The 15,082-nt window shown below is 69.1% G+C and carries 16 protein-coding genes and 1 riboswitch; of the genes, 9 read left to right on the top strand and 7 right to left on the bottom strand.

What is annotated here, in order from left to right:
- Window positions 1–125: 125 nt before the first annotated feature.
- Genes B5V46_RS17590 through thiB form a run of 3 tightly spaced genes read right to left on the bottom strand, consistent with a single transcriptional unit; the run spans window position 126 to window position 3,353 of the window.
- The gene (locus B5V46_RS17590; RefSeq protein WP_080617793.1) at window positions 126–818 is read right to left on the bottom strand and encodes an ATP-binding cassette domain-containing protein; all 693 of its coding nucleotides are present in this window, start codon (window positions 816–818) and stop codon (window positions 126–128) included.
- Window positions 805–2,379, bottom strand: a complete 1,575-nt coding sequence (locus B5V46_RS17585; protein WP_080617792.1) for an ABC transporter permease subunit — start codon at window positions 2,377–2,379, stop codon at window positions 805–807. The genes B5V46_RS17590 and B5V46_RS17585 overlap by 14 nt, the downstream gene beginning before the upstream one ends.
- A complete protein-coding gene (gene thiB / locus B5V46_RS17580) occupies window positions 2,355–3,353 on the bottom strand; it encodes a thiamine ABC transporter substrate binding subunit (RefSeq protein ID WP_080617791.1) in 999 nt (332 codons plus the stop codon). The genes B5V46_RS17585 and thiB overlap by 25 nt, the downstream gene beginning before the upstream one ends.
- A 40-nt stretch (window positions 3,354–3,393) precedes the next feature.
- A riboswitch (TPP riboswitch) is annotated at window positions 3,394–3,495 on the bottom strand.
- A 116-nt stretch (window positions 3,496–3,611) separates the two neighbouring features.
- On the opposite strand from thiB, the gene aroC reads away from it, so the two are divergent.
- Window positions 3,612–4,712 (top strand): chorismate synthase, encoded by a 1,101-nt coding sequence (gene aroC / locus B5V46_RS17575; protein ID WP_080617790.1) that lies wholly within the window; start codon window positions 3,612–3,614, stop codon window positions 4,710–4,712.
- Between the two features lie 90 nt (window positions 4,713–4,802).
- Here aroC and B5V46_RS17570 read toward each other — a convergent pair whose 3' ends face one another.
- Window positions 4,803–5,393, bottom strand: a complete 591-nt coding sequence (locus B5V46_RS17570; RefSeq protein WP_155774119.1) for a hypothetical protein — start codon at window positions 5,391–5,393, stop codon at window positions 4,803–4,805.
- A gap of 196 nt (window positions 5,394–5,589) precedes the next feature.
- Entirely contained in the window at window positions 5,590–5,940 is a 351-nt protein-coding gene (locus B5V46_RS17565) for a zinc ribbon domain-containing protein YjdM (RefSeq protein WP_080617788.1), read from the bottom strand.
- Window positions 5,941–6,211: 271 nt separating this feature from the next.
- Between B5V46_RS17565 and B5V46_RS17560 the strand changes: the two genes are divergently transcribed.
- Entirely contained in the window at window positions 6,212–8,521 is a 2,310-nt protein-coding gene (locus B5V46_RS17560) for a DEAD/DEAH box helicase (RefSeq protein WP_080617787.1), read from the top strand.
- 185 nt (window positions 8,522–8,706) lie between these two features.
- On the opposite strand, the gene B5V46_RS17555 is transcribed toward B5V46_RS17560, so the two are convergent.
- A complete protein-coding gene (locus B5V46_RS17555; RefSeq protein ID WP_080617786.1) occupies window positions 8,707–9,204 on the bottom strand; it encodes a L,D-transpeptidase in 498 nt (165 codons plus the stop codon).
- Between the two features lie 135 nt (window positions 9,205–9,339).
- Between B5V46_RS17555 and B5V46_RS17550 the strand changes: the two genes are divergently transcribed.
- A complete protein-coding gene (locus tag B5V46_RS17550) occupies window positions 9,340–9,522 on the top strand; it encodes a hypothetical protein (RefSeq protein ID WP_042458346.1) in 183 nt (60 codons plus the stop codon).
- Window positions 9,523–9,534: 12 nt separating this feature from the next.
- Here the strand turns inward: B5V46_RS17550 and ribA are convergent, their stop codons facing one another.
- Window positions 9,535–10,614: a GTP cyclohydrolase II gene (gene ribA / locus B5V46_RS17545; protein WP_080617785.1), complete on the bottom strand. Its 1,080-nt coding sequence runs from the start codon at window positions 10,612–10,614 to the stop codon at window positions 9,535–9,537.
- A gap of 156 nt (window positions 10,615–10,770) precedes the next feature.
- Between ribA and B5V46_RS17540 the strand changes: the two genes are divergently transcribed.
- From B5V46_RS17540 to B5V46_RS17515, 6 genes are all read left to right on the top strand, one after another.
- Window positions 10,771–11,457 (top strand): response regulator transcription factor, encoded by a 687-nt coding sequence (locus B5V46_RS17540; protein ID WP_080617784.1) that lies wholly within the window; start codon window positions 10,771–10,773, stop codon window positions 11,455–11,457.
- A gap of 212 nt (window positions 11,458–11,669) precedes the next feature.
- A complete protein-coding gene (locus B5V46_RS17535; protein ID WP_080617783.1) occupies window positions 11,670–12,308 on the top strand; it encodes a hypothetical protein in 639 nt (212 codons plus the stop codon).
- A gap of 85 nt (window positions 12,309–12,393) precedes the next feature.
- Complete coding sequence (locus B5V46_RS17530) at window positions 12,394–13,182, top strand: exodeoxyribonuclease III (protein WP_080617782.1); 789 nt, start codon at window positions 12,394–12,396, stop codon at window positions 13,180–13,182.
- A gap of 82 nt (window positions 13,183–13,264) precedes the next feature.
- Window positions 13,265–14,179: a thioredoxin gene (gene trxA / locus B5V46_RS17525; protein ID WP_080618101.1), complete on the top strand. Its 915-nt coding sequence runs from the start codon at window positions 13,265–13,267 to the stop codon at window positions 14,177–14,179.
- Window positions 14,180–14,206: 27 nt separating this feature from the next.
- Window positions 14,207–14,851 carry an LON peptidase substrate-binding domain-containing protein gene (locus tag B5V46_RS17520; RefSeq protein WP_080617781.1) on the top strand — a complete coding sequence of 215 codons (645 nt, stop codon included), beginning with the start codon at window positions 14,207–14,209 and terminating at the stop codon, window positions 14,849–14,851.
- Window positions 14,848–15,030, top strand: a complete 183-nt coding sequence (locus tag B5V46_RS17515; RefSeq protein ID WP_080617780.1) for a Trm112 family protein — start codon at window positions 14,848–14,850, stop codon at window positions 15,028–15,030. The genes B5V46_RS17520 and B5V46_RS17515 overlap by 4 nt, the downstream gene beginning before the upstream one ends.
- The last annotated feature ends 52 nt before the right edge of the window (window positions 15,031–15,082 follow it).

Below are 15,082 nucleotides of genomic sequence, written 5' to 3'. Positions count from 1 at the left end.
CCGGATCTCCGGTTGACGGAAACGCGCCCTTCGGGGCGCGTTTTTCGTTTGCGCCCCGGCCCGGCGGAGCCGCCCGCATCCGGCCGGGGCGGGGGTATTTTCGCCAAGAAGAAGATGAGTGCCGCTCAGCCCAGATAGGCGCGGAGCGCTGGCGGCGGATCGGCCAGAAGCGTTCCTGTCGGCCGGGGCGGATGGGCCCGGCCCTCGGCCACCAGGACTGTCTCGTCGGCGATGGCGCGGGCATCGGCCGGGTCATGCGTCACGAACAGCAGGGTGGCCCCGGTCTCGCGGGCAAGCTCGGCCACCAGATCGAGCATCCCGGCCTTGAGCGCCGGGCCGAGCGCAGCGAAGGGTTCGTCGAGCAGCATCAGGGGCCGGCCGCGCAGCAGCATCCGCGCCAGCGCCACCCGTCCGCGTTGCCCGCCCGAGAGCGCGGCCGGTTTCCGGGCGCCGAGCCCGCCGAGCCCGACCCGGTCGAGCGCGGCCTCGACCGCGCGGTTCTGGGCCGGGCCAAGGCGCAGATCGGGCCGGAGGCCGAGCCCGACATTCTGGGCCGCGGTCAGGTGCGGAAAGAGGTTGTTGTCCTGAAACAGCACCGAAAGCGGTCTGTCGCCGGGGCCGAGCGGGCCGAGATCGCTGCCTTGCCAGAGCACCCGGCCGCGGTCGGGCGCGAGAAAGCCCGCGATGGTGTCGAGCAGTGTCGACTTGCCTGCGCCCGAGGGCCCGAGCAGGGCCACGATCCGGCCCGGCGCTATGGTCAGCTCTGCCGCGAGGGCGAAGCTGCCCTGCCGGATCGAGAGGTCTTCAAGGCTCAGCACGGGCGCGTCCTCCGCGGTCGAAGATCCAGAACAGCCCGAGGCTGAGCGCCAGCAGCAAAAGGGCGGCGGCGGCGGCGCTCTCCATCCGGTAGGCCGTCATCAGCCCGTAAAGCTGCAAGGGCAGGGTGGCATGGCCCGGGTCTGAAAACAGCGCGATCACCCCCAGATCGCCCATCGACAGCGCCGCCGCCAGTCCGAGCGTGAAGCCGATGGGCCGACGGAGGCGCGGCAGCAGCATCAGCCGGAGCCGCGCGCGCCCGGTCATGCCGAGGCTGTCGGCGAGGCGGCCATGGCCGCGTTCGGCCTCGGCCACGGCCGGCACCAGCGCACGCAGCGCGAAGGGCAGGCTCATCGCGGCATTGACGGTCGCGGTGACCGGCAGTGCCAGAAGCCTCGGATCGGCCAGCGGGAAGAGCAGGATGAACAGCCCGGTTCCCATCACCAGAGGCGAGGCGGCGATGGTGAGCGTTCCCGCCGCCTGGATCGTCCGGCCGGTGAGACCGCCGAGCCGGTCGATGGCGATGGCCATCGGCAGCGCCAGCGCCAGTGTCAGCGCGGCCGAGCCGAGCGCCACGGCCAGCGAGCGCAGTGCCGCGGCATAGACAGAGGCGGGCAGGCCGGGCAGGCCCGGCAGGCCGCGCAGCGCCACCATGGCAAGCGGCAGGATCAGGAACAGCGCGGCCAGCGCGAGGCAGGCCATGTCCTGCAGCCGCAGCCAGCGTCCGTCCGGCCCGATCTGCGGCACGGGTCTGTCGAGCCCCGGGCCGAAGGCGCCCGGCACCGCGATGGCGAAGGCAACAAGTGCGGCCGCGACCGAGATCCCGACCTGGATCAGCGCCAGCCAGGCGGCACGGCCCAGGTCGAATTCGAAGCGGAAGGCCTGATAGATCGCCAGCTCGACCGTGGTTGCGCGGGGGCCGCCGCCCAGCGTCAGGGCGACCGCGAAGCTGGTCAGGCAGATCAGGAAGACGACGAGGAATGTGCCGGGCAGGACTTCGCGCAGCATCGGACGCTCGAGATGACGAAAGCGGTCGGCGGGGCCGAAGCCGAGGGCGGCCGCCAGCCGGAACCGTTCGGCCGGGATCGCGAGCCAGCCCTGCAGGACCAGCCGCGTGGCAAGCGGCAGGTTGAAGAAGACATGAGCCAGCACGACGCCCCCGGGTCCGTAGATGTCGACGGGGCCCAGTCCGAGCGGCGCGAGCGCGGTCGACAGAAGGCCGCTGCGGCCGAAGACGGCCAGAAGTCCCATCACCGCGACGATGACCGGCAGGATGAAGGGCGCGCCCAGAAGGGTGATCAGCACGCCCCGGCCCGGAAAGCGGCGCCGGGCCAGCGCCCGGGCCACCGGTACCGCCAGCAGACTGCTGAGCGCGGCCGAGGCGAGCGCCTGGAGAAGCGTGAAGCGCACCGCCGCCAGATCGGCGGCGCCAAGCCCGGCCCCGCCCGGCTCGGCGCGCCAGGCCACGGCCAGGATGGTGCCGAGCGCGAGCGTCAGCGCCAGTGCGGCGGTGCCGATCCCGATCCCGGTTGCAGTGCCTAGCGGCTGAGCGCGTCGCGCCATTCGGCGAGGGCCTCGTTCCGGATCCGCGCGGCCTCGTCCGGGGGGAAGAGCAGCGCGGTATCGGGCTGGATCAGGGTCTCGAAGCCCGCCGGCAGCCCGGCTTCAGGCGTGGCTGCGGGATACATCCAGTTGGTGGTGGGGATCGCTGCCTGGAACGGCTCGCTCAGCATGAAGTCGAGGAATTGCCGCGCCAGCTCGGGTTGGTCGGACGAGGCCAGGATGCCGGCCACCTCGATCTGCAGGTAATGGCCCTCGTCGAAGCGCGCGGCGGCCTTGGTATCGTCATCTTCGGCGATCAGGTGATAGGCGGGCGAGGTGGTGTAGGACAGCGCCATGTCGGCCTCGCCGTCGATGAACAGGCCATAGGATTCTGTCCAGCCCTTGGTGACGGTCAGGATATGCGGCGCAAGCCCTTCCCAGATCCCGGGTGCGCGGTCGCCATAGGCGGCCTTGATCCAGAACAGGAGCCCCAGCCCCGGGGTCGAGCTGCGCGGGTCCTGGATCACGATCTTCAGATCCCCTGGCGCGGCGATCAGCGCCTCGAAGCTCGTCGGCGGCTCGGCCAGCCGGGTCCTGTCATAGACGAAGGCGAAATAGCTCCAGTCATAGGGCAGGAACAGCGGGTCGTCCCAGGCGACCGGCAGGTCGAGCCGGTCGGGGTCCTGGCTATGGGGCGCGAACAGCCCGGTTTCGGCGGCGGCTGCGGTGAGGTTGGTGTCGAGGCCCAGCACCAGATCGGCCCGGCTGCGCGTGCCTTCGAGCCGGAGCCGGGCCAGGAGCGCCGCGCCATCGCCTGCGGCCACGAAATTCAGCTCGCAGCCGCATGTCGCCTCGAAAGCGGCCTCGACGATCGGGCCGGGGCCCCATTCGGCCACGAAGCTTTCATAGGTGTAGATCGTCAGCACGGGCCGGTCTTCCGCGGATGCGGGCAGGGCGGCTGCGGCGAGAGCCGCTGCAATGAATGGGATACGCATGGTCCTCCTCCAAAGATGGGGGCGGACGGGCAAGGGTGGAAATCTGTCCAGGGGCCTTCCCTCCGCCGGTTCTAACCGGGTCAGGTTCAACGGGTTTGCGGGTTGCGCATCTCAGCCCCTGTGGGCACCCCGAGGTGAGCGCAACGCTAGCGCCCCGGTCCCGGCTTCGCAAGCCAAACCCCCAGCCAAACACCAAGCCAAACCCCTTGAGAGGCGGACCTCCGGCGGGTATGCCCATGGGCCAAAGGAGATCGCCCCATGAGCCTGAACACCTTCGGCCATCTGTTCCGCGTCACCACCTGGGGCGAAAGCCACGGACCCGCGCTTGGCGCGACGGTCGACGGCTGTCCGCCCGGCATCGCGGTCGATGTGGCGATGCTGCAGCACTGGCTCGACCGGCGGCGGCCCGGCCAGAGCCGCTTTACCACCCAGCGCCAGGAGCCCGATGCCGTCGAGATCCTGTCGGGCGTGTTCGAGGGACAAAGCACCGGCACGCCGATCCAGCTCATGATCCGCAATACCGACCAGCGCTCGAAGGATTACGGCGAGATTGCCCGGAGCTTCCGGCCCGGCCATGCCGACATCACCTACTGGCAGAAATACGGTATCCGCGACTATCGCGGCGGCGGCCGCTCCTCGGCGCGCGAGACCGCGGCCCGGGTCGCGGCGGGCGGCGTGGCGCGGGCCGCGCTGGCGGCGCTGGTGCCGAACCTGAAGATCACCGGCTACATGGTGCAGATCGGTCCCCATGCCATCGACCGCGCCCGCTTCGACACCGACGAGATCGAGCGCAATCCGTTCTGGGCGCCCGACAGGCTGGCGGCCTCGGAATGGGAAGGCTATATCGACGCGCTGCGCAAGGCCGGCAATTCGGTCGGCGCGGTGGTCGAGGTCGTGGCCTCGGGCGTGCCCGCGGGGCTCGGCGCACCGATCTATGGCAAGCTCGACACCGATCTGGCGGCCGCGATGATGAGCATCAATGCGGTGAAGGGCGTCGAGATCGGCGATGGCATGGCGGTGGCCGCGCTGAGCGGGGTCGAGAATGCCGACGAGATCACCATGGGCCCTGACGGGCCGGTCTATGCCTCGAACCATGCCGGCGGCGTTCTCGGGGGCATCTCGACCGGGCAGGACGTGGTGGTCCGTTTCGCGGTCAAGCCGACCTCGTCGATCCTGACACCCCGGCGGAGCGTCACTGTCGCGGGCGAGTCGACCGAGGTGGTGACCAAGGGGCGCCACGACCCCTGTGTCGGCATTCGGGCGGTGCCGGTGGGCGAGGCGATGATGGCCTGCGTCCTGCTCGATCATCTGCTGCTGCATCGCGGCCAGATCGGCGAAAGCCGGGGCCGGATCGGCTGACCTGATCGCGGCCTCGGGTGGCGGTTTCCTTTGCAACGGGCGCCCTCCGGGGCCGCCCGTTTTCTGTTCTCTCGCGTCGCAGGGCCCGGCCTAGCCGCGGCCGCGCCAGAAGAACTCGCGTCCGAAGGAATACAGCACGCCCGAGCTGAACAGCACGCAGAGCAAGCCGACGATCTCGAGCACGCCGCCGATCCAGGACAGCAGCGGCCATTCGGGCAGGAGGCGGCCGACGGCCACCATCACGAGGCCCGCCAGCCCGAGCAGGGCGAAATCGCGCGCCATCGCGGCAGGGCTTTTCCAGCCCAGCGTCTCCAGCATCGAGAGTTTCGAGGCGCCTTCCGTCTGTTCATCGGCGGGGTCGGGCTCGCGCAGCGCCGGAAGCTGGATCGGCTTGTCCGAAATCTCGGCCCCGGTCGAGGCCGCAGCCGCCATGCCGGGCTGCGGGCCGGGGGTGGGCTGTTCGGCAGGGCGGCCGCGGCGTGGCAGGGCGGGTAGCCAGCGCTTCATCTTCTCGGGATAGCGCATATAAAGGATGCAGGCCGCCGCGACGGCCACCAGAACCAGCGCCAGGATGCTGAACCAGGGGCCGATCAGGACCCCGAGCAGCGCAAGAAGATAAAGCACCAGCAACAGGAGCGCGATACGGCCTCCCTGGCCGAGAAGCTTCCGTAGAGACGGCATGGGGCACCTCACTGGCTGATTGCTGCAGTTTCTGACCGCATATGGGAGGATTCAATGGCAAATGTCAGTGGCAGTTTGCCGCGCAGGCAGGATGGCGGGGCCCTGCGACTGGCGCGGTCCGGTCCTTCGCCCGCCTGTCCGGGACGGTTGCGGCTGGACGTCCGTCCCGCAAGGCGCCGCGCTGACGGAGGCGACGCTAGTCCTGCACCTTCTTCACGAATTGCGATTTGAGGCCCATCTTGCCGAAGCCCGGGATGGTGCAGTCGATATCGTGATCGCCCGCGACCAGACGGATGCCACGCACCTTGGTGCCGACCTTGAGCGGCGCCGAGGCGCCCTTGACCTTGAGGCTCTTGATCACGGTCACGGTATCGCCATCCTGCAGCAGGTTGCCGACGCTATCGCGGATGCCGGACCCGGCCTCCGCGGAGGGTTCATTTGCATCCGGCGCCCATTCATGGCCGCATTCCGGACAGCTCAGCAGCGCATCGAGCTGATAGGTGAAGCTCGAGGCGCATTCGGGGCAGGGGGGCAGGGTATCTGTCATGTCTCGGCTATAGCCACAGGCCCGTCCGAAAGCCAGATCCAGATCCGCGCAGCGGGGCAGGATATGGCCTGCAATGCCGCGACGGGAAAGCGCAGCGCCTCGCGGCCCGCCTACATATGCCCGCCCTCAAAGACCCGTCAGAGGCCCGTTTGCAAAGCCCCGTTCCCATAGGCCTGCAGGATCAATTGCCTAGACATGCCGGGCGCGATACCCTAGCGATGCAATCTTTGGCCCGCCATGCCGGTGCGCCTGCCCCACGGATGGTCCCCACATGATCCCGTCTCTTTCCGAAGCCCTCGCCGAACGCGGGTTCGACACGCTGACCGACGTGCAGAAGGCCGTCACCGCCCCCGAGCTTGCCGGGGCCGATCTCCTGGTCTCGGCCCAGACCGGCTCGGGCAAGACGGTGGGCTTCGGCCTTGCCATCGCGCCGACGCTGATGGGCGAGGAGGACCGGATGGGGCCGCCCGCGGCACCGCTGGCCCTTGTCATCGCGCCGACCCGCGAACTGGCCCTGCAGGTCCAGCGAGAACTGATCTGGCTTTATGCCCGGGCGGGAGGGAAGGTCGTGTCCTGCGTGGGCGGCATGGATGCCCGCGACGAGCGCCGGGCGCTCGACCGGGGCGCGCATATCGTCGTCGGCACGCCCGGGCGGCTGCGCGACCATATCACCCGCGGCGCGCTCGATCTGTCCGACATCCGTGCGGTGGTGCTGGACGAGGCCGACGAGATGCTCGATCTCGGCTTCCGCGAGGATCTCGAATTCATGCTGGGCGCGGCCCCGGCCGGGAGGCGCACGCTGTTGTTCTCGGCGACGGTGCCGCCCGCGATCGCCGAGCTTGCCAAGCTTTACCAGCGCGACGCGGTCCGGGTGACGACGCTGTCGCGGGGCAGCCAGCATGCCGATATCGCCTACAAGGCGGTGCAGGTGACGGCGGCCGATGCCGAACATGCCATCATCAACCTGTTGCGCTTCCACGATGCGCCCACCGCCATCGTCTTTGCCAATACCCGGGCCGCAGTCAGCCGTCTGGCGGCGCGCTTTGCCAACCGGGGCCTGTCGGCGGTGAGCCTCTCGGGCGAGCTCAGCCAGGACGAGCGCAGCCATGCGCTCCAGGCGATGCGCGACGGCCGGGCGCGGGTCTGCGTGGCGACCGATGTGGCCGCGCGCGGCATCGACCTGCCCAATCTCGATCTGGTGATCCATGCCGATCTGCCCAGCAATACCGAGGCGCTGCTGCACCGTTCGGGCCGCACCGGCCGGGCCGGGCGCAAGGGGATCTCGGCGCTGATCGTGCCCGACAAGCTGGCCAAGAAGGCGGGGCGGCTGTTGAAATGGGCCAAGATCGAGGCCGAATGGATCCTGGCGCCGACGCCCGAGGAAATCCTCGCGCTCGACGAGACCCGTCTGCTGGCCGATCCGATCTGGGAGGCCGAACCGACCGAGGCCGAGGCTGCCTTTGCCGTCCGTCTTCTGGCCGAGCGCAGCCCCGAGACGATCGCGGCCGCCTGCCTGAGGCTCTACCGCGCCGGGCTTTCCGCGCCCGAGGAGCTGAACGCCCCCGCCGCGCCCGGTGCGCGCCCCGAGCGTCCGCCTTTCGGGCCCTCGGTCTGGTTCGAGCTGTCGGTCGGGCGCGACCGCCGGGCCGAGCCGCGCTGGCTGTTGCCGCTGGTCTGCCGGGCCGGAAATCTCGAACGGTCGCAGATCGGCCGCATTCAGCTCCAGGCAAGGACCTCGCTGGTCGAGATCGCCGAGGCCGCGGTGCCGGGTTTTGTCGCGCGGATCGGTCCGGACGGGCTGCTCGAGGACGATGTCACCGCCAAACGCTTCGACGGCCCGGTCGAGGATACCCGCGGGTCCCGCCCGAAATCGGATCGTCCGAAATCCGACCGCCCGAAATCTGACCGTCCGCGTTCCGAGCGGCCCCGGCCGGAAGTCCGGTCCGAGCGCGCGCCGCGCCCGCAGCCTGCCGAATCAGCCGTGCCCGAAGCTTCGGCGCCCCGCCCCGAGGCTGCCGGGGCGCCCCGGGTCAAACCCGATTTCGAGGCCCGGCCGACGCCCCGCCCAGAGCGGCGCGAGGACCGTTCCGCCAAAGCGGATGCGCCGAAGCCCAAGGCGCCCCGGCGCGAAGCCGATGCCGCACCGGTCGAGCGGCCGCGCAAGCCGCGCCATGACGCCGAACGTTCCGCCCCACGCAGCGAGGCCAGCGGCCCGCGTGCGAAAGAGGGTCGGAAGGATGGCTGGAAGGATGCCCGCAAGGACGAGCGCAAGGATAATCGCAAGGACAGCCGCAAGGACGGACGGAAAGACGGCTGGAAGGACGGACCCGCGCGCGGCCCGAAAACCGGTCCGAAAACCGGCCCGAAAGGCGCCTCGAGGGACTGGCCGAAGGACAAGCGTCCTGCAGCGGGCGATGCGGCTCCGGCCGAGCGGCGCCGGCCCGATGCCTCCGACCCCTCGAAGCGGGTCGAGCGTCCTGGCGCGCCGAAGGGCAAGGGGGCGAGGCCCGCTGGCGGGGCCAAGCGCGGTGCTCCGAAGCCCGGTCGCGGCGGCAACGTGCCGCCCCGGCGTCCGCGCTGAGCCGATTGCGCTGAAAAACTCCGGCAGCGGCCGAGAGGTCGCCTGGGTTTGGAATGGCGTTCCTCACAGGGGCAAAACGGATCTGCTCATGAGGCAGGGGCGCGAAAAATCGGAACCATGCCCTGTGACCTGGTGCGCGGTGGCCCCGCAGGCGCGTTTTTCAACAGAAACAGCCGGGCCCGGTCTCAGGGCACGATAAGACGGCTGCCAGGTCGGATCCGGGCCGCGATCCAGTGCAGATCGCGGCGGCGGAAGGCGATGCAGCCCGCTGTCGGATAGCGTGGCCGTCGCCATTGATGCAGGAAGATGGCCGAGCCCTTGCCGGGCCGGGCATCGGGCCAGTTCCAGTCGGTCAGCAGCACCAGATCGTAGAGCGGATCGGCCCGGCGCAGCCGCTCATGGCTGAAGCCATGCGGGGCGCGGACGAGCCCGTTATAGGCCGGATCGTCCGGATCGTCCGACCACAGATCGGCGGGCCCGATGGCGCGGGCCCAGGGCGCGGGCGGCAACAGCCGGTCGGGCCGGTAGAGCATGCCCACGATCCGGTGCAGGCCGCGCGGCGTCGCGCCATCGCCCTCGCGCTTGTCGGAGGTGAGCCCGCCCCGGCCGATGCTGCAGGCAAAGCGGCGCCCGGCAAAGCGCAGATGGGTCGGGGTCAGGACAAGATCGTCGGTATGGGGCATCGGCCCAGACTGCCCCGGGCCGGGGCGCGGCAAAAGCCCTCTGACGCGGCGTCGCGCGATTCCGGCCGGAATGTGCTAGTCTGGCGACAGGCGCCCGCGACCCGGACGGCGTCGGTTGTAACGGAGGAGCAACAGATGGAAACGGCCAAGGTGATGGACTATGCCCGTTCGCTGCTTGCGGCACGCGGCGACAAGGCCCAGGCGGAGGCGGCGCAGAAGGCCGCCGCCCTCGAGAAGGATGGCAGGGCCGAGGATGCGCGGACCTGGCGCGCCATCGAATCCGCGCTGCGCGAAATGCGGGCACCGCATCAGGGCTGAGCCCTTCCTGCCTTACAGAAGATGCCCGGATTTCTGCGCCTTGACGGCCAGATAGCGGGCATTCTCGGGCGTGTGCCCCACCTTGAGGGGCACGCGCTCGGTGACCTCGACGCCCCGGGCGCGCATCATCTCGATCTTGGCCGGGTTGTTGGTCATCAGCCGCACCGCCGAGAAGCCCATCTCGCGCAGGATCGCCGCGCCGATGCGGAAATCGCGCTCGTCATCCTCGAAGCCCAGCCGGTGATTGGCCTCGACCGTGTCGAAGCCCTGATCCTGCAGCGAATAGGCCCGCATCTTGTTGGCCAGCCCGATGCCGCGCCCCTCCTGGTTGAGATAGAGCAGCACGCCTGCGCCCTCGGCCCCCATCTGTGCCAGCGCGGCCCGCAGCTGCGCGCCGCAATCGCATTTCAGGCTGCCGATCAGATCGCCGGTGAAACAGGCCGAATGCAGCCGGGCCAGAACCGGTTCGCCACGGGGCGGGCTGCCGATCTCGACGGCGTAATGCTCTTCGTTGCCATCGGCCGGGCGGAAGACATGCAGCCGCCCCGCCTTCGAGACCTCGAGCGGCACCCGTGCCGAGACCACCTCGGCCAGCGTCGTGCCCTCGGCCCGGGCCAGCGCTGCCTCCTCGAGGGTGACGCGGGTCAGCCCCTCGGCCCCGGCCAGCGCCTCGGGCGCGTCCGGCGCGAGGGTCAGGACCGCGGGCAGCAGCCGCGCCGACTTGGCCAGAGCGATGGCCGCGCGATGGGCCTCGGCCGCGCCGCCCCGGGCCGAGGTGAAGGGGCCGAGCAGCGGCTTGTCGAGATCGTCGGCCGGGTCGGCCACAGCGCGCACCCAGTCGGTGCCGACCTCGCCGGGCAGCAGAAGCCGCGCGATATCGCCGTCATAGGGCCGTGCCTTCAGGGTTTCGGCCCGCCTTGCGGTGATCGCCAGCACCGGCGTGCCCCCCAGCGCGCGCAGCGCCGCCAGCCGTTCGGGCGTCAGGGTCTCGGCCGCGACGACGACCAGCGGCCCCACCACCACGGGAACCCCCATCCTGAGATCGCCGCGGGCGCGGGCCAGTCTTTCGGTGCTGCCGGGGCCAAGACGCATGAGCCAATCCTCTTTCTCCGAGGGGGGTTAAGCCACAATTCCCGGATATTTGAAACAATTCCCTGTTCCGGCACACGCTTGCGTGAAGACCATGTCGCAAATCTTGAGTGCACCCTGCGGGGCGACATCTGAGCGGCAGAGATAAAGGAGGACGCCATGAGCACCCTGAAGAAGATCCTTCTGGTGGACGACGATACCGACCTGCGCGAAGCCCTGAGCGAGCAGCTGGTGATGACAGAGGATTTCGACGTGTTCGAGGCCGGAAGCGGCGTCGAGGCGATGGAGAAGGCGCGCTCGGCGATCTACGAGCTGGTGATTCTCGATGTGGGCCTGCCCGATACCGACGGGCGCGAGCTGTGCCGGCTGATGCGCAAGCAGGGGGTCAAATGCCCGATCCTGATGCTGACCGGGCATGACAGCGATGCCGATACCATCCTCGGGCTCGATTCGGGGGCCAATGACTATGTGGTGAAACCGTTCAAGTTTCCGGTGCTTCTGGCCCGGATCCGCGCCCAGCTGCGTCAGCATGAACAATCCGAGGATGCGGTGTTCCAGCTCGGACCCTACACCTTCAAGCCCGCGATGAAGATGCTGATCACCGAAGACGACCGCAAGATCCGGCTGACCGAGAAGGAAACCAACATCCTGAAGTTCCTCTATCGCGCCTCGGAAGGGGTGGTGGCGCGCGACGTGCTGCTGCACGAGGTCTGGGGCTATAATGCCGGGGTGACGACGCATACGCTCGAAACCCATATCTACCGGCTGCGCCAGAAGATCGAGCCCGATCCGTCCAATGCCCGGCTTCTGGTCACCGAATCCGGCGGCTACCGTCTGGTCGCCTGAGAGCGTCGGCGCAGGCGCGGCGTGTTGCATCCATGACGGTTGCTTTTGGCCTTGTAGCCGCGCTCCGGTTGCGCAATTCTTGCGTCATGTCGGGACGATGGACCTGTTTTTTAGGCATTTTATGTGCCCTCTGCCAGATCGGTGCGGCCGCAAGGGCCGCGACCGACATTCCCGGCTATTGGTCGGTTCTTCCCGGCTGGCAGTCTTGGCAGATGACCAGCGCCTATCAGGTCGGGTTCGAGGGCTCTGCCGAACTGGCGGTGGCCTGCGGCCCTGACGGTCAGCCTGTGATGGGGGTTCTGACCGACGGGGCCGAGCCGCCCGATGGCGCTTTCGAACGTCCCGCCAAGATCGGCGCGCGGCATTTCCTGATTGCCTGGACGGGGCGCTCGGGCGTTGCGCTGGCCCGGCCGGATGCCGAGTTCCTGACCGCGATGCGCAGAGAGACGACACTTGTCCTTTACGACTATCTGGGCGCGCCGGTCGATTTCCGGCTGAGCGGCGCGGCCGAGGCGCTCGATACCGCGCTGTCCGGATGCCCGCCGCCGCTGGCAGTGCGGCCCGACCCGGCCGAGATGCGACGCGCCTTCGACGAGACGCTGAAGGCGCGCACCGACCGCGAATGCCGGGCGCTGGGCCGCTCGGGGGCCGAGATCGGCGCGGGAGCGGTACGCGAACGTCTGCTGCCCGGCTCGGCCTATCCCGAGATCACGGTCGATTTCAGCCATGTTTCCTGCCGCACGGGGCCGCGGCTGCATCGCGATTTCTGTACCGGGGCGGGCTGCGCCCATCAGCGCTATCTGCCCGGTGCCTCGGCCTATGTCCTGATCGAGGATGGCGACCCGGAATAGGCGCAGGCTTCGGCTTGAGCCCTGGGGCGTCGCCGTCTAGGGTCGCGCGCAGCCGCCCGCCGGCGGCCCGGACAAGGAGACCCCGATGCCCTTCACCCTTGCCACCTGGAACATCAATTCGGTCCGCCTGCGTGCCCCGCTGGTCGCCCGTCTGATGGAGGAGGAGGCGCCCGACATCCTCTGTTTGCAGGAATGCAAATGCCCGGTCGACAAGCTGCCGCTCGAGGCCTTCGCGCCGCTCGGCTATACCCATGTCGTGGCGCGCGGACAAAAGGGCTATAACGGCGTCGCGATCCTGTCGAAGCTGCCGCTCGAGGATGCCGGTTCGGTCGATTTCGCCGGGCTCGACCAGGCCCGGCATGTGGCCGCTCGGCTGGAAAACGGCGTGCTGCTGCATAATTTCTACGTTCCCGCGGGCGGCGATGTGCCGGACCGCGAGGTGAACGTCAAATTCGGCCAGAAGCTCGATTTTCTCTCAGAGATGCGCGATTTCTTCCGCGACAGCCGCCCCGAGCGCGCGATCCTGGTCGGCGATCTCAACATCGCGCCCGGCGAGGAGGATGTCTGGTCGCACAAGCAGCTTCTCAAGATCGTGAGCCATACGCCCGTCGAGGTCGATCACCTCGGCGCGGCGCAGGAGGCGGGCGGCTGGGTCGACGTGACCCGGGCGCATATTCCCGAAGGCAAGCTCTATTCCTGGTGGTCCTATCGCGCGCGCGACTGGGATGCCGCCGACAAGGGGCGCAGGCTCGACCATCTCTGGGCGACGCCCGACATTGCCGGGGCGGCTGCTGACAGCCGGATCCTGAGGCCGGTGCGCGGCTGGGACAAGCCCTCTGACCATGTGCCGGTTTTCGCGCGCTTCGACCTGTAGGACTCTATGGGCCTTCGCCCTTGGGTTTTGCCGCGAACGCCTCATATATTGCACAACTCCCTGACGGACGGAGATGGAGAACATGCTGGAACTGGGTGGCAAGACCACGGAGACGGGCGGGGCCGGGGAGGCCCTGATCAAGGAGGTCACCGAAGCGAGCTTCATGGCCGATGTGATCGAGGCCTCGCAGGAGGTGCCGGTGATCGTCGATTTCTGGGCGACCTGGTGCGGCCCCTGCAAGACGCTGGGCCCGATGCTGGAACAGGCGGTGACCGCGGCGGGCGGCAAGGTGCGGATGGCCAAGGTCGATGTCGACCGCAACCAGACCATCGCGGCGCAGCTCAGGATCCAGTCGATCCCGACGGTCTATGCCTTCTATCAGGGCCAGCCGGTCGACGGCTTCCAGGGCGCGCTGCCCGCCTCCGAGGTCCAGGCCTTTGTCGAGCGCGTGGCGGCGATGGGCGGCGATGGCGGGCTTGCCGAGGCGGTGGCCGCCGCCGAGGAGCTTCTGGCCGAGGGCGCCGCGGTCGAGGCCGCGCAGACCTTCGCCGCGATCCTCGGCGAGGATCCGAAGAATGCCGCCGCCTATGGCGGGCTCGCGCGCGCGCATCTGGCGCTGGGCGAAGTCGATCAGGCCGAACAGTTCCTGGCGGCGGTGCTGCCCGAGATCGCCGGGGCACCCGAGGTCGAGGCGGCCCGGGCCCAGGTCGCGCTGGCGCGCCAGGCCGCCGAGGCCGGGCCCGTGGCCGAGCTGCGCGCCGCGGTCGATCAAGATCCCGACGATCACGCGGCGCGCTTCGAGCTTGCCAAGGCGCTCCATGCCGGGGGCGAGGTCGAGGCCGCGGTCGACGAATTGCTGGAGCTGTTCCGCCGCGACCGCGAGTGGAATGACGGGGCCGCGAAAGCCCAGCTCTTCACCATTTTCGAGGCGCTCCGGCCGCAGGATCCCATCGTGCTGAAAGGCCGCCGGAAACTGTCCTCGATGATATTTGCCTGACGGATGGTCCGGCCTAGCTTCTCGGGCATGTTCTCAGCGGTCGACCTGCCCGATACCCTCCCCCTGTTCCCGCTGCCCGGGGCACTGTTGCTGCCCCGTGCGCGGTTGCCCCTGCACATCTTCGAGCCGCGCTATCTGGCGATGCTCGACGACACCCTGAAGACCCCGCACCGGCTGATCGGCATGGTGCAGCCGCGCGAAGTGCCCGGCTCGGACGAGCAGAAGCTGCATGCGATCGGCTGTGCCGGCCGCGTGACGGCGTTTTCGGAAACCGAGGACGGGCGCTACATGCTGACGCTCTCGGGGATCTCGCGCTTCCGCATCACCCGCGATCAGGCCGGGTTCATGCCCTATATCCGGGCCGATGTCGTCTGGGACGGCTTCGACCGCGACCTCGGTCCGGGTGAGGACGATCATGGTTTCGACCGCGACGCCTTTCTCAGGCTGCTCGGGCGGTTCTTTGCAAGCCGGGGCCTGTCGACCGACTGGGACAGCCTGCGCGAGGCCGAGGATGAGCTTCTGATCAACTCGCTGTCGATGCTCTGCCCCTTTGCTCCCGAGGACAAACAGGCGCTTCTCGAGGCGCCCTCGCTGTCGACGCGGCGCGAAACGCTTGTGACCCTCATCGAATTTGCCCTACGAAGCGGCGATGATGAGGAGAAGATGCAATGACCGATGCTGTTCAGGCCGACCGCAAGATGCTCGAATCGCTGGTTTGTCCGATGACCCAGGGGCCCCTCGCCTATGATGCCGACCGCCAGGAGCTGGTCTCGAAGGCGGCCGGGCTGGCCTTCCCGATCCGCGGCGGCATTCCGATCATGCTGGTCGACGAGGCGCGGCGGCTCGATTGAGCGGCCGCGCCGGTCGCGGTCCCCGATTTTTCGTCGAAAAATCGTGCCCGGC

It is taken from the genome of Rhodovulum sp. MB263, assembly GCF_002073975.1.
Taxonomy (GTDB): Bacteria; Pseudomonadota; Alphaproteobacteria; order Rhodobacterales; family Rhodobacteraceae; genus Rhodovulum.
The sequence above is the reverse complement of the archived record's forward strand: the minus strand, read 5'-3'. Positions and strand labels throughout refer to the sequence as shown.

Bases quoted from the DNA above. Each gene is read 5' to 3' on its own strand.
- B5V46_RS17520 (WP_080617781.1), top strand. From the start codon at position 14,207: ATGTTCTCAGCGGTCGACCTGCCCGATACCCTCCCCCTGTTCCCGCTG.
- B5V46_RS17535 (WP_080617783.1), top strand. From the start codon at position 11,670: ATGACCAGCGCCTATCAGGTCGGGTTCGAGGGCTCTGCCGAACTGGCG.
- B5V46_RS17540 (WP_080617784.1), top strand. From the start codon at position 10,771: ATGAGCACCCTGAAGAAGATCCTTCTGGTGGACGACGATACCGACCTG.
- thiB (WP_080617791.1), bottom strand. From the start codon at position 3,353: ATGCGTATCCCATTCATTGCAGCGGCTCTCGCCGCAGCCGCCCTGCCC.
- aroC (WP_080617790.1), top strand. From the start codon at position 3,612: ATGAGCCTGAACACCTTCGGCCATCTGTTCCGCGTCACCACCTGGGGC.
- ribA (WP_080617785.1), bottom strand. From the start codon at position 10,614: ATGCGTCTTGGCCCCGGCAGCACCGAAAGACTGGCCCGCGCCCGCGGC.
- B5V46_RS17555 (WP_080617786.1), bottom strand. From the start codon at position 9,204: ATGCCCCATACCGACGATCTTGTCCTGACCCCGACCCATCTGCGCTTT.
- trxA (WP_080618101.1), top strand. From the start codon at position 13,265: ATGCTGGAACTGGGTGGCAAGACCACGGAGACGGGCGGGGCCGGGGAG.
- B5V46_RS17570 (WP_155774119.1), bottom strand. From the start codon at position 5,393: ATGCCGTCTCTACGGAAGCTTCTCGGCCAGGGAGGCCGTATCGCGCTC.
- B5V46_RS17565 (WP_080617788.1), bottom strand. From the start codon at position 5,940: ATGACAGATACCCTGCCCCCCTGCCCCGAATGCGCCTCGAGCTTCACC.
- B5V46_RS17550 (WP_042458346.1), top strand. From the start codon at position 9,340: ATGGAAACGGCCAAGGTGATGGACTATGCCCGTTCGCTGCTTGCGGCA.
- B5V46_RS17560 (WP_080617787.1), top strand. From the start codon at position 6,212: ATGATCCCGTCTCTTTCCGAAGCCCTCGCCGAACGCGGGTTCGACACG.
- B5V46_RS17530 (WP_080617782.1), top strand. From the start codon at position 12,394: ATGCCCTTCACCCTTGCCACCTGGAACATCAATTCGGTCCGCCTGCGT.
- B5V46_RS17585 (WP_080617792.1), bottom strand. From the start codon at position 2,379: ATGGCGCGACGCGCTCAGCCGCTAGGCACTGCAACCGGGATCGGGATC.
- B5V46_RS17515 (WP_080617780.1), top strand. From the start codon at position 14,848: ATGACCGATGCTGTTCAGGCCGACCGCAAGATGCTCGAATCGCTGGTT.